This window comes from Desulfopila aestuarii DSM 18488, assembly GCF_900143695.1.
In the GTDB taxonomy this organism is placed as follows: Bacteria; Desulfobacterota; Desulfobulbia; order Desulfobulbales; family Desulfocapsaceae; genus Desulfopila; species Desulfopila aestuarii.
The window spans coordinates 189,466-206,945 of the sequence record NZ_FRFE01000002.1 but is presented as its reverse complement, the minus strand read 5'-3'; the positions used below and the strand labels follow the sequence as shown (position 1 = coordinate 206,945).

14 protein-coding genes are annotated in these 17,480 nt (G+C 46.8%); 10 read left to right on the top strand and 4 right to left on the bottom strand.

From position 1 onward, the window contains the following. Window positions 1-200 precede the first annotated feature (200 nt). From BUF15_RS02720 to BUF15_RS02695, 5 genes are all read left to right on the top strand, one after another. A complete protein-coding gene (locus BUF15_RS02720; RefSeq protein WP_073611919.1) occupies window positions 201-710 on the top strand; it encodes a MarR family winged helix-turn-helix transcriptional regulator in 510 nt (169 codons plus the stop codon). A 1,768-nt stretch (window positions 711-2,478) separates the two neighbouring features. Then, a complete protein-coding gene (locus tag BUF15_RS02710; protein ID WP_073611917.1) occupies window positions 2,479-3,759 on the top strand; it encodes an OprD family outer membrane porin in 1,281 nt (426 codons plus the stop codon). A 546-nt stretch (window positions 3,760-4,305) separates the two neighbouring features. After that, window positions 4,306-5,394: a TRAP transporter substrate-binding protein DctP gene (gene dctP, locus BUF15_RS02705; RefSeq protein WP_073611916.1), complete on the top strand. Its 1,089-nt coding sequence runs from the start codon at window positions 4,306-4,308 to the stop codon at window positions 5,392-5,394. 31 nt (window positions 5,395-5,425) lie between these two features. Beyond that, the gene (locus BUF15_RS02700; protein ID WP_073611915.1) at window positions 5,426-5,920 is read left to right on the top strand and encodes a TRAP transporter small permease; all 495 of its coding nucleotides are present in this window, start codon (window positions 5,426-5,428) and stop codon (window positions 5,918-5,920) included. Beyond that, window positions 5,917-7,221, top strand: coding sequence for a TRAP transporter large permease (locus BUF15_RS02695; RefSeq protein WP_073611914.1), 1,305 nt, complete (start codon window positions 5,917-5,919; stop codon window positions 7,219-7,221). The genes BUF15_RS02700 and BUF15_RS02695 overlap by 4 nt, the downstream gene beginning before the upstream one ends. A 279-nt stretch (window positions 7,222-7,500) precedes the next feature. Here the strand turns inward: BUF15_RS02695 and BUF15_RS02690 are convergent, their stop codons facing one another. The 4 genes from BUF15_RS02690 to BUF15_RS02675 form a co-directional block, all read right to left on the bottom strand. Beyond that, window positions 7,501-8,799 (bottom strand): TRAP transporter large permease, encoded by a 1,299-nt coding sequence (locus BUF15_RS02690; protein ID WP_073611913.1) that lies wholly within the window; start codon window positions 8,797-8,799, stop codon window positions 7,501-7,503. Window positions 8,800-8,803: 4 nt separating this feature from the next. Beyond that, window positions 8,804-9,346 (bottom strand): TRAP transporter small permease, encoded by a 543-nt coding sequence (locus BUF15_RS02685; protein ID WP_084553404.1) that lies wholly within the window; start codon window positions 9,344-9,346, stop codon window positions 8,804-8,806. Between the two features lie 109 nt (window positions 9,347-9,455). Continuing rightward, complete coding sequence (locus BUF15_RS02680) at window positions 9,456-10,487, bottom strand: TRAP transporter substrate-binding protein (RefSeq protein WP_073611911.1); 1,032 nt, start codon at window positions 10,485-10,487, stop codon at window positions 9,456-9,458. A 276-nt stretch (window positions 10,488-10,763) separates the two neighbouring features. After that, the gene (locus BUF15_RS02675) at window positions 10,764-11,534 is read right to left on the bottom strand and encodes an IclR family transcriptional regulator (RefSeq protein WP_073611910.1); all 771 of its coding nucleotides are present in this window, start codon (window positions 11,532-11,534) and stop codon (window positions 10,764-10,766) included. 519 nt (window positions 11,535-12,053) lie between these two features. Between BUF15_RS02675 and BUF15_RS02670 the strand changes: the two genes are divergently transcribed. The 5 genes from BUF15_RS02670 (at window position 12,054) to BUF15_RS02650 (ending at window position 17,478) form a co-directional block, all read left to right on the top strand. Further along, window positions 12,054-14,570 (top strand): molybdopterin-dependent oxidoreductase, encoded by a 2,517-nt coding sequence (locus BUF15_RS02670; protein WP_073611909.1) that lies wholly within the window; start codon window positions 12,054-12,056, stop codon window positions 14,568-14,570. 4 nt (window positions 14,571-14,574) lie between these two features. Further along, the gene (locus tag BUF15_RS02665) at window positions 14,575-15,411 is read left to right on the top strand and encodes a 4Fe-4S dicluster domain-containing protein (protein ID WP_073611908.1); all 837 of its coding nucleotides are present in this window, start codon (window positions 14,575-14,577) and stop codon (window positions 15,409-15,411) included. An 84-nt stretch (window positions 15,412-15,495) separates the two neighbouring features. Then, the gene (locus tag BUF15_RS02660) at window positions 15,496-15,825 is read left to right on the top strand and encodes a cupin domain-containing protein (protein ID WP_073611907.1); all 330 of its coding nucleotides are present in this window, start codon (window positions 15,496-15,498) and stop codon (window positions 15,823-15,825) included. Window positions 15,826-15,873: 48 nt separating this feature from the next. Further along, the gene (locus BUF15_RS02655; protein WP_073611906.1) at window positions 15,874-16,641 is read left to right on the top strand and encodes an SDR family NAD(P)-dependent oxidoreductase; all 768 of its coding nucleotides are present in this window, start codon (window positions 15,874-15,876) and stop codon (window positions 16,639-16,641) included. A gap of 141 nt (window positions 16,642-16,782) precedes the next feature. After that, entirely contained in the window at window positions 16,783-17,478 is a 696-nt protein-coding gene (locus BUF15_RS02650) for an acetate--CoA ligase family protein (protein WP_073611905.1), read from the top strand. The last annotated feature ends 2 nt before the right edge of the window (window positions 17,479-17,480 follow it).

The following is a 17,480-nucleotide window of genomic DNA, read 5'->3' as shown; positions in this document are numbered from 1 at the left end:
TACGAAGCACATAAACCAATTTTCATGGTCGACTCGAAAGAGGGCGATTGCTGGTTTACGGTTCTGTAAGATTTTTCTCGCTGAAAAGAATCTAATACACAGGCTGCCTGTTCCCTTCAAATGGTTGTTAACGAACTGTGGCATTCTGCTTAAGATATTGATATTGAGTTTTATTAAAAAATGTGCACAAGGGAGAGCTATTGATTTTGGAAACTACAGATAACAGCCAACACGCAAACTTAGCAAAATTTTCAGAAGAATTTGAATTATGGGTTTTGCTGGAGCAGACAGCCTTCGCAATAGCACGTGCGCGCGACATGGAATTAAACCATTATGGACTTACCCCGGCCCAGGCATCTGTGTTGTATACCCTTGAAATAAACAATGGCTCGGCCACGCAAGGAGAGATATCGCAATTTACCATGCGGCAGCACCATTCCGTGTCGACCCTCATTAATCGAATGGTCAAAGAGGGACTTGTGGAGAAGGTTAAGGAGCCTAAAGGGAACAAATTCAAAATTGTTATCACCGAAAAGGGGCGAAAGCTCTATTATAACACTGACAAATCTTCTATTATGATGGTTTTTGGAGCTTTGGCTGAGGAGGATAGGATTGATTTGGCAAAACATTTAAAAACGTTATGCGATCATGCGCGTAGTTTGATCGGTATAGATTTCAAGCCACCATTTTTGCCAAATGATGGTCAGTAATATTTTGCTCCTGAAAGTTGATCACGGAAAAAAAACAATAAAAACAGATTGGTATTTAATAAATCATAGGCCGATGCAGTAGGGGATGTGTCGAGCAGATTTGCGGACCTTTTCCCTTTGGTCGTTACTTGATGTCCGTTTTGGCTGCGGAGCTTTCGAACAGTACTATCCGGACTGGGGACGCGCGGTTGCCGACCCAGTCTTGCTGGTAAATGCATGCCAGCTCGGCATGCTCTGGGGCCGATTCCAGGCGCATTTGTGTGAGGTATTTTGTGGGTAGTGCCACCAATGTGTAAATTCGAACTACACATTGCTTGGAGAGTTTTAATATCATTTCCCTTGGAATGAGGGGCTAAAAAAAAAGCTTGTCTTTCAAACCTGTTAATATAGTTGATGAAATCGTAATAAGTATAACATCCTACAGCGTAGTAATGCGCTATCTCAACCGATTCATCCTGGAGCAGGGCCGTCTGCAAAAGAATTACAGGTAGCCCCTCTTGCATGCAGGGACCTTTTTTTGGGGCTCATGTGTCTGTCAGTATCTACAATTGCCAATCCCTATTTTTGGAAAAAACTACATCCTGTTTTTGATCCTCCACTCTCCTTGGCATTTTCAATAATGTCTCAACGATGGGGAAAGTGAAGGCGCGCGCGGTGGTCTTTTTTGCATCATCAAAGTACTTTGACTATTTTCTGCAGTTCTGGCATGTAGCAAAACGTACTGAATTACCTCTATAAAGTGTGCTGACTAGATCGGTCATAACCTTATTCCTGTCATTAAGAAGTGCTGGTGCCCTAATTCGTCGAGTACCGCGATATCAGTGGCTTTACTTCTGTCATTTTCCTTCAGGTGACTCAACTGGGTGTCCACGTCTTGAGGGTGGGCCAACGATCCCTGATTACTCAGCCGTCAAGCTGCGGTGCGGATGGTCGTTTGTTCTGCTTTTAATGGTTCAGATGCGGCATACTCCGAGAGTAACTGGCCAACGGGTCTAATTACCCCATGTTACGTGATGTCGTATAGGTGTTCATCTGCCAGATCTGCATGATCGCAGAAGGTATCCGGCCTGATCACCATCACTATATTATGGCCAACCTTTAGGGGTGATTATTTTTGCTGGTACTTTGGTGGTATTACCACGTTACCTCAATGGTTACAATGTGTTAATGGCTGGTTGTTGAAAAATTGCATTGTCACAAAAGACATCATTGGTGTATATGCAATAAATTATGGGATAGAAACGATAAAAAAATGTATTGCATATTGCATGTAAATATGAAATTAATGCTTCAACAGCTGGGGTACAGAAGTTCCACTGATAGCCAGGGGGGAGTGTCGACATGGATCAGAAAAGGAAAAAATGCAATGATTTAGGTGTATTTTTCCGATCCGGTGCTGGCTTTTTATCCTTCGCGCTTTCTGCTACTTGGTAGCTTCTAATCGTGTCTGATTTCAACGAGTTCAATATTCAATCCTATGCTCGTGTGATGGTCATTGAGGCATTGCAAAGCTGGCTAGGCCCTCTTTTCTCGGGAAATCAGCTCAAACTCCATCACGTGGTTTGTATCTTTATCGCAGAACTATCAGGAAATTCATCGGAAAAACCGATTTTCAGGGCTCTCATCAATAGTTTCGATCGATCTGTTGGCCTATTTTTGCCGGACGGTATGTGGTTTCGTGGATTGTCATTAATAACTGGTTTTGCGGGTCTCTGACGCAATGTCGTAGTCAGAGATAAATACAATTCAACAGTTAGGAGAGAGAAGAATGAAAGGGAGAAAAGTACTGTTAGCTGCCATCTCACTCGTTGTTATGACTCCTTGCTTGTCTGCAAATGCAGATACGCAGGGGACAGGATCTGAAGGGGTAAGTAGCCTGATGGAGTGGGTTAAGCAGGGGAAGGCCAGCGGGGCGATTAAATATCTGTGGTATTATAGAGATAATGATGTCTCACTGGATGCCAGTACTTTCGCTGTAGGTGGAAATTTGAAATATGAGACCGCGCCTTTGTATGGTTTTCGTGTTGGTGCAGGTTTCAAAACAAGCCAGGGAGCGAGTTGGAATAGTGATAGTAAGGCAGTATACGGTGCGGTTCTCGACAGAAGTGGCCCCACTAGCCCAGAGAATTACACGGCAATGGATGAGTATTATGTCAGTTACCAAGGGTATGACACTACTGTCACATTCGGAGCACAGAGTGTATTTAATCCTTGGATAAAAGGCTTTGACGTATACATGGCCCCGATCAAGTACCGGGGGCTTTCTATTAAAAATACCACATTTAACGTAGAAGAAAGTAAGCATAAATTTATACTGGAAGCCCTCTATCTTGATGAAGTGCTTGGCTGGACAGCTGAAGAGTTCGATTCAATAGCTTCTGGCTATACAAAAAATCCTGAAGCTGATGGCGGTATGTTTGCAGCCGGTGTTACCTATAGGGCGCCTGGTGATCTGAGATTCCAGCTTTGGGATTATTATTATGAAGATGTGCAGAATGATTTGTCGTTTGAAGCGCGTTACAGGAGACCTCTTTCAAAAGATGTCAACATGGTGATGAACTTCAAATACCTCAATCGTCAGGATACTGGAGATGCCTATGCCGGAGAACTGGATACCTGGACAGCCGGTGGTGATATAGGCGTATCATTCAAGGGCTTTACTTTGACTGGATATTACGGTCAGGTTGGTGATGATCGGGTTGATGATCCTTATGGAGGCAACAAGGTCATTATCCAGCAGGCTGGAGCAAATCTCCAGCGCCCCGAAGAGACAGGATATGCTGTGAAATTAGATTATAATTTCAAGCAAATTGGTGTCGAAGGTCTGACAGCCTATACCTTCTTGGCTACGTATGACACACCTGATAAGGGAACAAACGCATCGCAGGATTATGATCAAATTGACTTTAACCTCCAGTATAAGCTTGGCGGCTGGTTTAAAGGTTGCGAGGCCCGACTCCGTTATGCCATTAGAAATGTTGATGATGATGTAAGTGGTAGTCTACAGGACTTCAACGATATCCGTTTTTCCTTGGCCTATAGGTTCTAACACCCCACTAGGGGTATAAGCACCTTGAGACGGACTATTTTCTTGCGTAAGAAAACAAGGAAATAATCTGTAAGGTTCTAAATCGTTTTTTCCAGAAAGCCCGAGTTCCATAAAGACTGGGGCTTTCTGGTTTTATCTGTTCGCTCAATGTTGCAGGTTGAGGTGACAGGACGAAGGGGCAGCAGCAGTCATTGTTAGTCGTCCGTATGTTTGAACGAGCTCAATTACCAAACCCATGCTTGTATAAAGCATTGCAATAATAACATCTTCAGCAAACGATTTTGAGGGGCGGATCTTGCCAAAAACACGTGTCATCAATCTTTGCTGCAAGCCACACGCTTTTACCCATTTTGAAAATCTATTGAAAGGTTGATCTGACAAATATCACACTTGACATCACAGTAGATGTCGTGTAGCTATAATGTATACGTTCTGTATCATTCTTATGCTTACGCTCACTGTCTGAAGGTTGTGCTTACCATGCTTGACCTAACAGCCGATGGGTGCCGGGCGGTGGAATAATCAAAATAAGAGAGGGAGAATTCAATGAAAAAACCAGTCTCGATGTCATTGTCAGCGTTTCTGTTATTTGTTCTGGTCTTCTCTGGTGTAACAATAGCCAAGGCGGAGGAAAAAAAGATATACAAACTCACCTTTGCCACCACTTTGCCAGCCGCCGGTTGGGGGGCGGAGCATACAATGAAGCCGTGGTTCGAGCAGATTGCCAAAGCGACAGACGGCCAGGTTGTGATAGAACCTTACTGGGGGGGAGCCCTGGTGAAGTCGAAAGCAGCGTGGGATGCTTTGAAAAACGGCATCGTTGATATTGCTGATGTCAGTTTCCATTACTGGCCGGGTCTTGTGGAGTTTCACAATGTTATAACCTTGCCTTTTTTGGAGTATAAAAATGCGGAACATGAAGCAATTGTTGCTTGGAAATTGTACGAGCAATTTCCTGAAATACAGGACGAATACAAAGACAATAAGCTGCTGCTGGTGTACACATCCACACCGTTCGTTTTCGTTTCAAAAGAGAAACAAATAAAGTCAATGAAAGACTTTAATGGCATGAAGGTAAGGATTTCTGGTGGAGAAAGTCTGAAAAATGTCGTGGAAGCTGGCGGTGGTATCCCTACTACAGTTGGTGGATCCGAGATATACAGCGCACTTGAAAAGGGCGTAATAGATGCTTCGATGGCTAACTGGGATATGCTGATGTCTTTTAGATTTTACGAAGTAGTAAAGTATTATTTTGAAGGACCATGGAACGCCGGTGCGAGAGGTGTTGCCATGAGCCGGCAGGCTTGGGATCGCTTACCAGCTGATTTGCAAGAAAAGGTTATGAGTGTTTGTGGAATGGAGGGAAGCCGTTTCTGGACTCGAACGACTTTTGATGAATCCGTTGAGCCTGGGAAAGAACGGGTACTTAAGGAAGGATATCAAATTATCGAAACGAAAATGGATGCCGACGAAGTTAAGGAGATGCAAGCCCTTTACGGAGATAAAATATGGAACGTATGGATTGAAGCTGCTGAGAAAAAGGCGGCGGCTGAAGGCTATCCCGATCCGAAAGGTCTTGTTCAAAAAATGCTTACGACCACACAGGAATTGATTAAGACGACTGCGGCACAATAGTAGCGTTCCTCAATACCGGAGCACGAAGACCATGTCCACACTGATAAACCGAAAAGCAATTAGGGCAGCTATCACCCACCTGAACAAGATATCACAATTGGCATTAGTCCTGATGATGTTTCTTACGGCCGCCGATGTGATCATGCGCTATTTCTTCAATAGCCCTGTCACTTTTGCCCAGGAAGTAACCGAGCTTCTCTTGGTAACATGTGTTTCTCTGGGGATTTCTTTTTGTGCGATTGAAAAGGGCCATGTCAGTGTGGACATCCTCGCTAACAATTTACCAAAACGCGTCCAGGCTTTCTTTGATTGTATTACAAATCTGATCACGATTGTTTTCTTTTTAGTGATCGCCTGGCGCTCATTTGTACATATGCAGTATTTGGAAGGTAACAGGATCACTACGTTAACCCTATTTATACCGACATATCCTTTTGTCGGTATCGTAAGCCTTGGATTTGTGTTGTTCGTTGTCGTGCTGCTCATGGACTTATTTGATTCCATAATCGGAGTATTCGAAAAATGACATCCGTAACGATTGGCATAATTTGTTTGGGTCTTTTGTTTGTCTTGCTTTTGATGAGAATGCCCATTGCAATTACCATGGGTTTTGTCGGTTTCCTCGGATTCGCCTGGTTACGGGGGGCTGATGCCGCATTTGGCATGGCAGGTGTATTCCCGTACGATACGTGGAATAGCTATCTTCTTAGCGTTGGGCCGCTCTTTATGCTGATGGGGCATCTCTGTTACCACTCTGGGGTGAGTACAGATCTTTACGAAGCAGTCCATAAATGGGTGGGGCATATGCGGGGGGGGCTGGCATTGGCGACGGTGGGTGGCTGCGCCGCATTTGCCGCAGTCAGCGGCTCAAGTATAGCCACCGCTGTTACCATGGGCTCTGTAGCTCTACCGGAAATGAAGAAATATAAATATGACCGCGGCCTTGCCTGTGGCATTCTTGCCGCAGGCGGTACCATGGGTTCAATGATTCCTCCGAGCATGGCACTTATCTTTTATGGAATCATTACCGAGCAGTCTATTGGCAAGCTATTTATGGCTGGTTTTCTTCCAGGTATAACGGAAGCGATATTTTATATGGTCACTGTTTACCTGCTTTGCCTCTGGAAACCTGAGCTTGGTCCGCGCGGACCAGTAGCACCGATGAAAGAAAAGGTGAAGGTACTCAAAAAAACAGCACCGATTCTCTGTCTTTTTGTCTTGATCATTGGGGGGTTGTATTTCGGGCTTTTTAGCCCAACTGAAGCTGGAGGTGTCGGAGCTTTTGGTGCATTTACCTATTCTATTTTATCCAGACGCTTGAGCTGGGATAAATTCCAACTGAGTCTTGTCAACACGGTTAAGGTGGCTGCTATGGTACTATTAATTGTAGCCGGCGCCACGATGCTCAATACCTTTTTGGCTGTAAGTCGACTGCCAACCGAACTGGGAGACTTTGTCAGTTCACTCCCCTTGAACCGGTATGTTATTTTGGCTTTTATCTTAAGTTTTTATCTCATCCTCGGTTGTTTCATGGACCCGCTGTCAATGATTCTCCTGACAATGCCGATCTTTTATCCTCTTGTAATCGCCATGGACTTCAATCCTATCTGGTTTGGCATATTAATCGTCAGGGTTTGTGAAATTGGCTGTATTACTCCTCCCATGGGAATGACAGTGTTTGTCATAAAGGGAATAGCGGGAAATACCCCAGTATTTACGATATATAAAGGTGTACTCCCCTTCATCTGTGCAGATCTGTTGCACTTGATACTGCTGATCGCCTTTCCGCAAATTGCTTTATTTTTGCCAGAGATGATGACCAATTGATGTAGCAGCATTCATGGGGCGTTAAGGCAAGTGCAAAGGGTAGCATGCAAAGCAGGTTCTTTATAAATCTGATCACTATCGTTGTTCTTTATAGGATGAGCTAAGGGGAAATGATAGGATAGTTGGCGTTGGCCGGCGGACAACGTGCGGGCCGATTGTCAAGGGTTGGCCTGGCGTTTCTGAGCACCATCCGATTGATTGATGTGGAACATTTGAACTTTTGTTCAGCATGTAAAAAAGGGTCTTGATTCGGTTGAATCAAGACCCGTTTTTATTGCATCAGTTCATGAGGTTCGGCAGGAAGAGCGATATCTGAGGCAATGATATGAGCAGAATTAACTGGAGAATATCCGCGAGAAGAAAGGGGGTTACGCCTCTGAAAATCGTGTGCATGGGAACTCCCGTTATGCCGTTCAGCACAAAAACGTTGAGTCCTACAGGCGGTGTAATGAGACCCATTTCAGTGACCCTGACAACAATAATGCCAAACCAGATCGGATCAAAGTTGAGCTCAAGTATCAGTGGGTAGAAGACTGGTACGGTCAACAGCACAATAGCCAGGGAGTCCATCAGACATCCCAGTATGAGGATGACCACCACAATACATGCGAGAATTGCATAACGGTTTATCGGCAAGGCTGCGACCATAGAGGCGAACTCAAAAGGCAGGCGGGTGACTGAGAAAAAGTAACCGAGCATCATGGCACCCATGATGATCAGGAACAGCATGCCGGTAGTGGAGGCTGTAGAGGTGAGGCTGTTTTTGAAGTTGAGCCATTTCATCTTTCCCCTCATGAAAGCAAAGCATAAGGCACAGAATGCACCAATGCCGGCTGCCTCCGTGGGGGTGAAAATGCCCATGTAGAGCCCACCTATTACAATAGTAAACAGGACAATAACTTCCCAGGTGCGGGAAAACGCCCTGACCTTTTCTTTGGTACTGGCTTTGGGGCCTGGCGGGCCCAGGGCCGGGTTACGCCGGGTGAGGAGCCAGATGGTGATAATATAGAAAACTGCCTCGAGAATACCTGGGATGACTCCGGCCATGAAAAGCTTGCCAATCGATTGCTCTGTGAGAATGCCATAGATAATCAGGATAACGCTCGGCGGAATAAGAATGCCAATGCAGCCGCCGGCAGCGATAGAGCCCGTGGCGAGACCCAGGTCATAATTGTATTTTTTCATCTCCGGCATGGCAACCCTGCCGAGTGTCGCAGCAGTCGCAAGACTTGAGCCGCTTATTGCTGCAAAGCAGGCGCAGGCGGCAACCGTGGCCATGGCCAGACCGCCTTTGAGACCGCCGAATATTTTATGCACAGCCGCATAGAGATCTTCACTCATTCCCGCCTCAAAGGCAAAAGCCCCCATCAGGATAAAGAGAGGAATAACACTCAGGCCTTCACTGGCAAAGGTCGTGTACGGGACGGTACGCAGGAGACCGAGGGCCGGCTCCCATCCCGTGATATACGCAAAGCCGAGGAACCCGATAAGACCCATGGCAAGGCCGATATGCATTCGCGCCAGAAGGAGAACAAGAACACAGAACATTCCCAGAAAACCAGCTTCAATTGGGCTCATTGTTTCACTCCTTTGATTTTGACTGAAATAGCTCAATGAACAGAATAATTGCAAAAACAGCTGTACCTATGGCTGCTGCAGCCACAAAAGGAGCGGCGGGAATCTTCAGGACTGCTGAGGTGAGGTTGGATTGGTATGTTTCAAATATGTAGGCAAAATTCTGCCAGCAAATCAAAGTGACAAAAACACAACTTATGCTGGTGATGATAAACCTCAGGATCGAACGAACCTTCGCCGGAAATCGTTCGACGACCAGGTCAACAGTTACATGTGCTTTTAGCTTGGCACAATAAGCAATGCTGAATGGAACGATGATAGCCATCAAAAACTCAATGAGTTCAAGGGCTCCGGGAATTGGTGAATTAAAAAGGTATCGAAAGATAACATCGGCGGCCATCAGGAACATCATGACAGCCAAAGCGGTCGCTGCCACGCTTACCATAACGTTGACGGCAGGCTGGACAACTTTGTTTCCAAACTTGTAAAGGGATGGCATGGCTAACATTCCATAAATGTTAAGAAATTCTGGGTGAGGTGATTTGGCCATGAAAGATGGCAAGCGGCAATCACTTGCTTCATGCTAGGGGGTTCTCGCCATGAATATTGAGACGCCATTTTCTATGGTGTCTCAATATTCCTAACTCATGAAAGAGAAATCATTCTTTTCCCAAGGCGATAGTGGTATCCAGGATTTCCCGGGCATTGCTGACGCCATTTTTCTCCATGGTGCTTACCCAGCCGTCCCAGACAGGCTTTCCACCGACGTCTATCCATTTTTGGCGTTCTTCTGGTGCCAGTGTGAAGATATTATTGCCATTGCCGACTTCTTCTACTTTTTTGATGCCGCTGGTTCTCATGTCATCAAAGAAGTGTTTACCCCAGAACTTCGAACCGGCTTCTCCGCTCACGCTCATAATGGCATCCTGCACTTCTTTATCCAGGCTGTTCCATTTTCTCTTGTTCATTATGATGGAGAAGTAGACGGCGGGGAAAGGAACCTCTGTATAGTATTTGGTAACTTCGTAAAATCGCCAGACCTGGATTGCTTCCCACGGGGCGCCCATGCCATCAATGACGCCTTTTTGCAGCGAGATATAGTTGTCGGGCATCGGAATAAGCATTGGTACGGCGCCCAGTGCTTTGACCATTTCCGTTGAAGGGCCGCCACTCATCCTGATTTTCATCCCTTTGATATCGTCAAGATTCTTGACCGGTTTCTCGACAGTGATCAGGCTGTATGGAGGGCTGGTGTAGAAGAGAAGTACTTTTACGTCATCGAATTCTTTTTGAATTACTGGATACTTCTCATAAAGCTTCCAGAGTACTTCACTTCCTTTTTCCGCAGTTTCAAAGGACATGGCTGGAAGGCTGATAACATCGGTAACTGGTGTCATACCAGGCCAGTAGCCATGAAAGGCCCAGCCTATGTCGGTAATTCCCATTTTGACGGCATTCCACATGTCCTTGCCTTTGGCAAGGGTTTCACCGTAGTACGGCTCAATCTTGACTGCGCCGCCGGTTGCGTCTTCAACCTGTTTGAGCCAGGGGGCAACACAGGTAGTGGAACTGAGACCTGATTCCGGGTTTTGATGGGCGAAACGAAGGGTGACCTCTTTGGCACAAACAATGCTGCTGAGACTGATTGAGACGAGCAGGGCGCATGCAAACAACAGTGCAGATTTCTTCATTTTCTCCTCCTTGCTGATAATCCATTGATGGTATCCGGTTGCCGGCTCTCTTGTTTTACAGGCTTTCCGAGAGCTTATTTTCCCTACAAATCGGTTACTTATATATCAAAAAAGATACAGAAATCGAGGTGATGATGTGTTATGACACGCAATATTGCACGCAATATTGCGTGTTGTCAAGGGCCAATATCGGACCAGCTTTCGCTTCGAAGCATCTCGCCGATAACAGTTTTAATAAGATGGCATTGTTCTATGTGCCTTTGATACTGAAAAAAACTACAAGTAGAGTTGTTTCGTGATTTTTTCTGCTGTTTCCTGAAGGTCGGCGATGACAGAGCGGAGAAAGCTGTCGGTCAGGCGGGATGCAGGACCGGCCATTATGACTGCAGCAGTTGGCTGCCCTTCAGGGTTGCGAATGGGAACGGCCATTGCGTGTATATCCGGATAGCGTTCGCCGCGGTCATAAGCTATGCCTTCACTTCGTATCTTTGCCAGGAGCTTACGGTACTCATCTTTAGAGACAATTGTCTTGTCGTTGAATTTTTCAAATTCTCTTTGCAGGCATGATTCGACAAAGGCCGCATCGCTGTATGCGAGAATAACCTTGGCGCCAGCTGCGACATTGATGGGCACAAGTTCCCCTTGCTGAAAATTGAATCGCAGGTGGCTTGGGCCTTCTACATGCAAGGCAAGGATAACATTGAGCCCGGACACAAGTTCAAGAGCGATGCTTTCCCCAGTTTTTTGTGAGAGTTCGATAAGGTAGGGCTGGGCGACGGCGAGTAAACGAGTGTCTGTGGAGCGTGTTGCGGCGTGGCCGATGCGATAGGCCGATCTGCCGAGGGAATATTTTCTGGTCTGGCGGTTCTGTTGAAGGAAATTTGTCGCAACGAGAATACTGATGAGCCTGCTTGTTGTCGATTTGTGCATACCAAGTTTCATGCTGATCTCAGTAGTGCCCATCTCGGTGTTATGTGGTGCAAATGCGAGCAATATGTTCAATGCTTTCTCGACAGAAGACCCTGTTATAACAAGTTGTTTGCTCATATTGTCACGCTATGCCAGCTCTTCAACTGATGTCTTTAGCTTATGAAAAATCATTCAAAACCTACTGTGGAAACTCTTTGTTCCGCATAGTGAAACAAATATGATAATCTCATTTTGATGTCAAGTGAAAATTGATAATTCAATTTTGATGTACTTGGGTAAAGTTTATGATACCAATAATACGTCACTATTATACTTTTTATGCAGTTGCTCGATTACATGTAAAATGTCTTGACATGGTTTGTCCATAGTGTATTTTTGTAAAAGGAGAGTAGTGGTGTTCCACTATTCAGTACATGTTGGCTCTCTCAACCACAAAACATTTTGTGTGGTGTCATGTTGGATGGTCTTGGCAGCTTTGTTGAGGTTTTGGGCGGAAAATTTTGTCGGAGATGGCATGTAATAAAATATGCCAGCAGATGTAAACTATCGCAGTACGCAATTACCTGAGATATATGCGAGGCTAAAGGAAAGTCACCGGAGTAAACGGCATAAAGCTTAATTCGGGGAGGTCGAATAATGAGTGAAAAGGTTTTTACAAACTGTACAAATGCTGGGCCCGTCAGTGTCTATGTAAAAGATGGAAAGGTCACGCGAATGCGGCCATTGGTGGCGGAGGAGAAGGATTTCAAACCGTGGGTTATTGAAGCCGATGGGAAGAAATATTCACCGCCCAAGAAATTTAATGTCGCACCATATGTTCATGCGGACAGGCGAAGGCTCTATTCGGATGATCGTATTAAATACCCATTAAAGCGTGTTGATTTTGATCCAAATGGCGAGAGGAATCCTCAAAACCGGGGCAAATCACCCTATGTGAGAATTTCCTGGGACGAAGCGCTCGATATCGTCTCCAGTGAAATAAAGCGTGTATCTGAAACATATGGAAATTCCGCTATCAGTGGCATGACTTCTTCTCATCATAACTGGGGTATTGTCGGTTACAAGATGGGACCCTTCGCTCGGTTTATGAATATGCTTGAATTTACACCGGTGCTGGACAATCCCGATAGTTGGGAAGGTTGGCATTGGGGGGCGACCCATACCTATGGGTTCTACTGGCGACTTGGCATGCCGGAACAGTACGACCTTCTTGAAGATGCATTGCAGAATGCTGAAATGATCGTGCTGTGGTCAAACGATCCTGACTCCACTCGTGGAACCTACACAGGACAGGAGTCTGCATTGTGGCGTCAGTGGTTGAAAGAAAAAGGCGTCAAGATGGTCTTTATCGACCCTTACCATAACTTCACCGCTGGTGTGATGGAAGGTAAATGGATCGCACCGAGAATGGGGACCGATACTGCTCTGGCCATGGCCATTGCGTATGTCTGGATCACCGAAGATCTTTACGACAAAGAATATGTGAAAGATCGTACAATCGGCTTTGAAGAGTTCAAACCCTATGTTCTGGGCGAGACCGATGGTCAGCCCAAGACTCCTGAATGGGCCGAGGAGGAATCAGGCGTAAAAGCCCGCGTCATTCGGGCACTGGCCCGTGAATGGGCTGCCAAACGAACGGTATTGTCCGGTGGTTCCCGTGGTGGAGAGGGTGGTGCCTGTCGAGTGGCATATGGTACTGAATGGGCGCGTATGATGGTTCTGCTTCAGGGTATGCAGGGGCTTGGAAAACCTGGTCGTTCGATCTGGGGAACCACCATGGGTGCACCTTCCGATACCAAAAACTGGTTCCCGGCTTACGCTGATCTGCAGGGGCGTGTTGCAACTTCGAAAGTTGCCAACCATTTACCGGTTAATCCCAACAAGCAGAGGGTGTGGCGCCTTACCTTGCCGGATGCGATTTTGAATCCGCCAATCAGCTGGTACGGAGAAGGGTTTTGTGGTCAATCGCTGGAGCAGCAGTTCACTCATTTCAAATATCCGATGGACGGTTGTTCCGAAATTAAACTTTTTTACCGCTATGGCGGTTCATTCATGGGAACCATGAGTGATACTTCCAAATGGGTGAGAATGTACCAGAGCCCTAAACTTGAGTTTGTGGTCAATCAGGATTGCTGGTTCAACAGCGAGACCCAGATGGCCGATATTATTCTGCCAGCCTGTACCAACTTTGAGCGAGATGATGTCGGAGAGTGGGGCGCATGCGGTGGTTATACCTGTCATGCCAGCAGCGGCTGTAACTACAGGATAGTTGTTCGTCAGCAGAAATGCCTGGAGCCGATGTGGGAATCGAAATCTGATTATGAGATTTTCACCCTTCTCGCAGAGAAACTTGGCAGGAAGGAAGAGTTTACCGACGGTAAGACTGAGCTTGAATGGGTGAAGGCCTTCTTTGACTCTTCGGATCTTCCGAAACTGATCAGCTGGGAAGAGTTTGACAAGAAAGGCTACCACATCATCAATATCGATGAGAACTATAAATCTACGCCATCTCTTCGCTGGTTTGCGGAAGGCCGTGATTGTGATACCCCCGACACCAACAATCCGAAAAGGGGTACTGAAAAAGCCGGGCATCTTGGTACCTATAGCGGCAAGATTGAGTTTGCCTCCGAGAGCTTGAAGTCCAAGTTTCCGGATGATGAAGAGCGTCCGGTTACGCCGAAATATATCAAGAGTTGGGAGGGGCACCACAGCGAGATATTTGAAAAATATCCGATGCAGTTAATGTCACCCCATCCACGTTTCAGTTTCCATTGTCACTACGATAAACATACTGACTGGCTCGATGATATCCCCGTCCACCGCATCAAAAAAGATGGGTATGCCTGGTGGCCTGCACGAATTAACCCCGTGGACGCCAACCGGCGCGGGATCCAGTCCGGCGATATCGTTCGTCTTTATAATGATCGCGGTTCTGTACTCTGTATTGCTGTGGTTACCGAACGTGTACGGCACGGTGTTATCCACAGTTACTGTTCTTCTGCCAAGTACGATCCGCTTACTCCCGGAAAGTCTGATTCTCCAGATAGAGGTGGCTGTGTTGCCATCCTTACGGCTTCACGGATGGTATCCAAGAATGTACCGGGTATGACCCCGAATTCCTGCCTCATCGAAATCGAAAAATGGGAGGGTTGATACAATGTCTCGATATTCCATATTAATAGATGTCAACAAGTGTAACGGTTGCTACAACTGTTTTCTTTCATGCCGTGATGAATATTACGGTAACGATTATCCTCCGTATTCAGCTGCTCAACCTTTAAACGATCAGTTCTGGATGCAGGTGAAAGAGGTGGAGCGTGGCGTCTACCCTAAACCCAAAGTCTCCTATATCCCCAAGCCGTGCATGCACTGCGAATCTGCGCCATGTATTTCGGCTTCGAAAGACGGTGCTGTGTATCGCAGGGCAGACGGCATTGTGATGATCGATCCCGAGAAAGCCATAGGTCAGGAGGCAATCGTTAATGCCTGTCCTTACCGTGTGGTCTTCTGGAATGCTGAAAAGCAGATTCCGCAGAAATGTACCATGTGTGCCCATCGACTTGATGAAGGAGAGAAGGTGCCACGTTGCGTTGAATCATGTCCGACCGGAGCACTCGTTTTTGGTGATCTGGACGATCCGAACAGTGAGATTTCCAAATTGGCCAAAGAGGTTGCGACTGAGAGTCTCAACCCTGAATTCCAGACCGATTCACTGGTGAAATATGTAGGTTTGCCAAAGCGTTTTGTCGCAGGTGAGATCGTCTATAAAGACAACGAGGGAGAATGTGCTCCCGGTGTGAAAGTAACCCTTACAGGCGGTGGGCAGAATCGTGAGTCAGTGACGGATATTTTCGGGGACTTTGAGTTTGAAGGGCTCGATAAGAATACGACGTATACCGTTGCGGTTGCCGCAAATGGATATGCGCCGTGGCAGACAGAGTTCACCACCTACAAGGATGTCAACTTAGGTGAAATTGTTCTGGAACGGAAATAACTCTTCATTAATCGGCTGGGAGAGCCGGCTTGCAGGTAAGCCGGCTCTCCTTGCGTGTACTTCCACACTTCAACGAGGTCAAAAATGATCAGTGTAAAAGATGCTCAGGGGACTCCGTACGATGCCGCCAAGCATTCAGAGGTGTATGGGCTGCAGAAGATAACCGAGGCTGTCTCAAAACGTACCACTATCTGCTACTCCTATTTTCAGCCGAACGGCGGTGCCGAGATGAGCGCTTCGCCGAAGGAGCGCGTTTACTATGTGGTCAAGGGCTCTATCACAGTTTGTGGCAAAGATGAGAAACATGTCCTAAACGAAGGTGACTGCATCTATATCGCCCCAGGTGAAGAGCGAGATATGGTCATTAACAACGGAAAACCTGCAGAGGTGCTGGTACTTATTGTGACCCCCTGATTCTACTTTTGGTGTCATGTAAAAAGATATGTCATACAGGAGAGCGAGATGAAAGATATTTTCAAGTTGGATGGCAGGATCGCAATTGTTACAGGCGGTGCAGGCGGTATCGGTGAAGCTCTGGCCCTTGGTCTTGCTTATCATGGCGCGACTGTTGTTGTCTCAAGTCGTAATCAGGATGCAATTACCGCTGTTGCCGCCAAAATTACCAAGGAGACCGGTAATGAGGCCATCGCCATCGCCTCGGACGTGACCAATGAAGAGAGTGTCCAGAAGCTGGTTGATGCTGTTGTGGCGAAGTATGGCCGGATCGATATCCTCGTCAACGCCATGGGCATGAATATCAAGCATCCTGCCCTGGAGTATCCGCTGGAAGACTGGGATAAACTCTTTAACGTGAATGTGAAGGGAACAATGATCGCCTGCAAGGCTGTTGGCAAGGTCATGCGTGAGCAGAAGAAAGGCGCCATCCTCAATCTCTCCTCAGTGCGCGGAATTCGCGGTTACACAGGTGGCAATTCAGGATATTGCGCAACCAAAGGCGCCGTTGAACTTATCACCAAGTCGCTGGCTCTTGAGTGGGCCCCGAACGGTATTCGGGTGAATGCTCTCGGTCCTGCATTGGTCATTACTCCCGGAACCAAGCATATTGCTGAGAATCCGGAACTGGCAGCAAAATACGCTTCAGCTGTTCCCATGGGCAGAATTGGCCTGCCGGAGGACATGGTCGGTGCGGTTGTCTATCTTTGCTCGGATGCGGCGAGCTTCGTTTCAGGCCAGACCATCTATGTTGACGGTGGCCTGACAGCTGCTTGAGATCGTTGAGCTTGAGGATGAGAACTACTAATACGAAAATCAGTGTTTCCGAGAAGATTTCTTGGTGAAGCTCTGATTTTTATTCTTGGTTGTGGCCGGACAATGTCGTCTTGCCATGCTGGTTCATGTGAGGAAGAATCGATGAAGACAGCTCAAATATTGAGTAAGGCCCGTGAAGAGAAGAGGACAGTGCTCACGGAGATTGAGGCCAAGCAGATTCTGGGCGAGGCCGGCATCAACTGCACGCCGACGGTGCTTGCCGAGAGCAAGGAGAAGGCCGTTTCTATCTGTGATGAGATTGGCTATCCGGTGGTACTGAAGGTTTCGTCTGTGGATATTACCCACAAGAGTGATGCCGGCGGGGTAAAGGTGAATCTGCAGAACAGGGAAGCGGTTGAGAAGGCTTACGATGATATCATGACCTCCTGCCGGGCGTATGCACCTGATGCAAACATTGAAGGCGTTGCGGTCCAGGGCATGGCGAAGATCGGCACCGAGATCATCATGGGCATGATCAAAGATGCAAGCTTTGGTCCGGTAGTCATGTTTGGCCTCGGCGGCGTATTGGTAGAGGTGTTGAAAGATGTTTCCTTTAGAATCGTCCCTATCGAGAAAGCTGATGCTGAAGAAATGACCAGCGAGATCCAGGGTAAAAAACTTCTGGCTGGATATAGGGGCAATGATCCGGCTGATGTCCCCTATTTGCAGGAGATGCTCGTCAAGTTGTCTGATTTTGTCAATGCAACCCCGGGTATCGAAGAGATCGATATGAACCCGGTGTTTGCGTATAAGGAAGGCGCTGTTGTAGTTGATGCCAGAATTATACTCTCTGCGTAAAT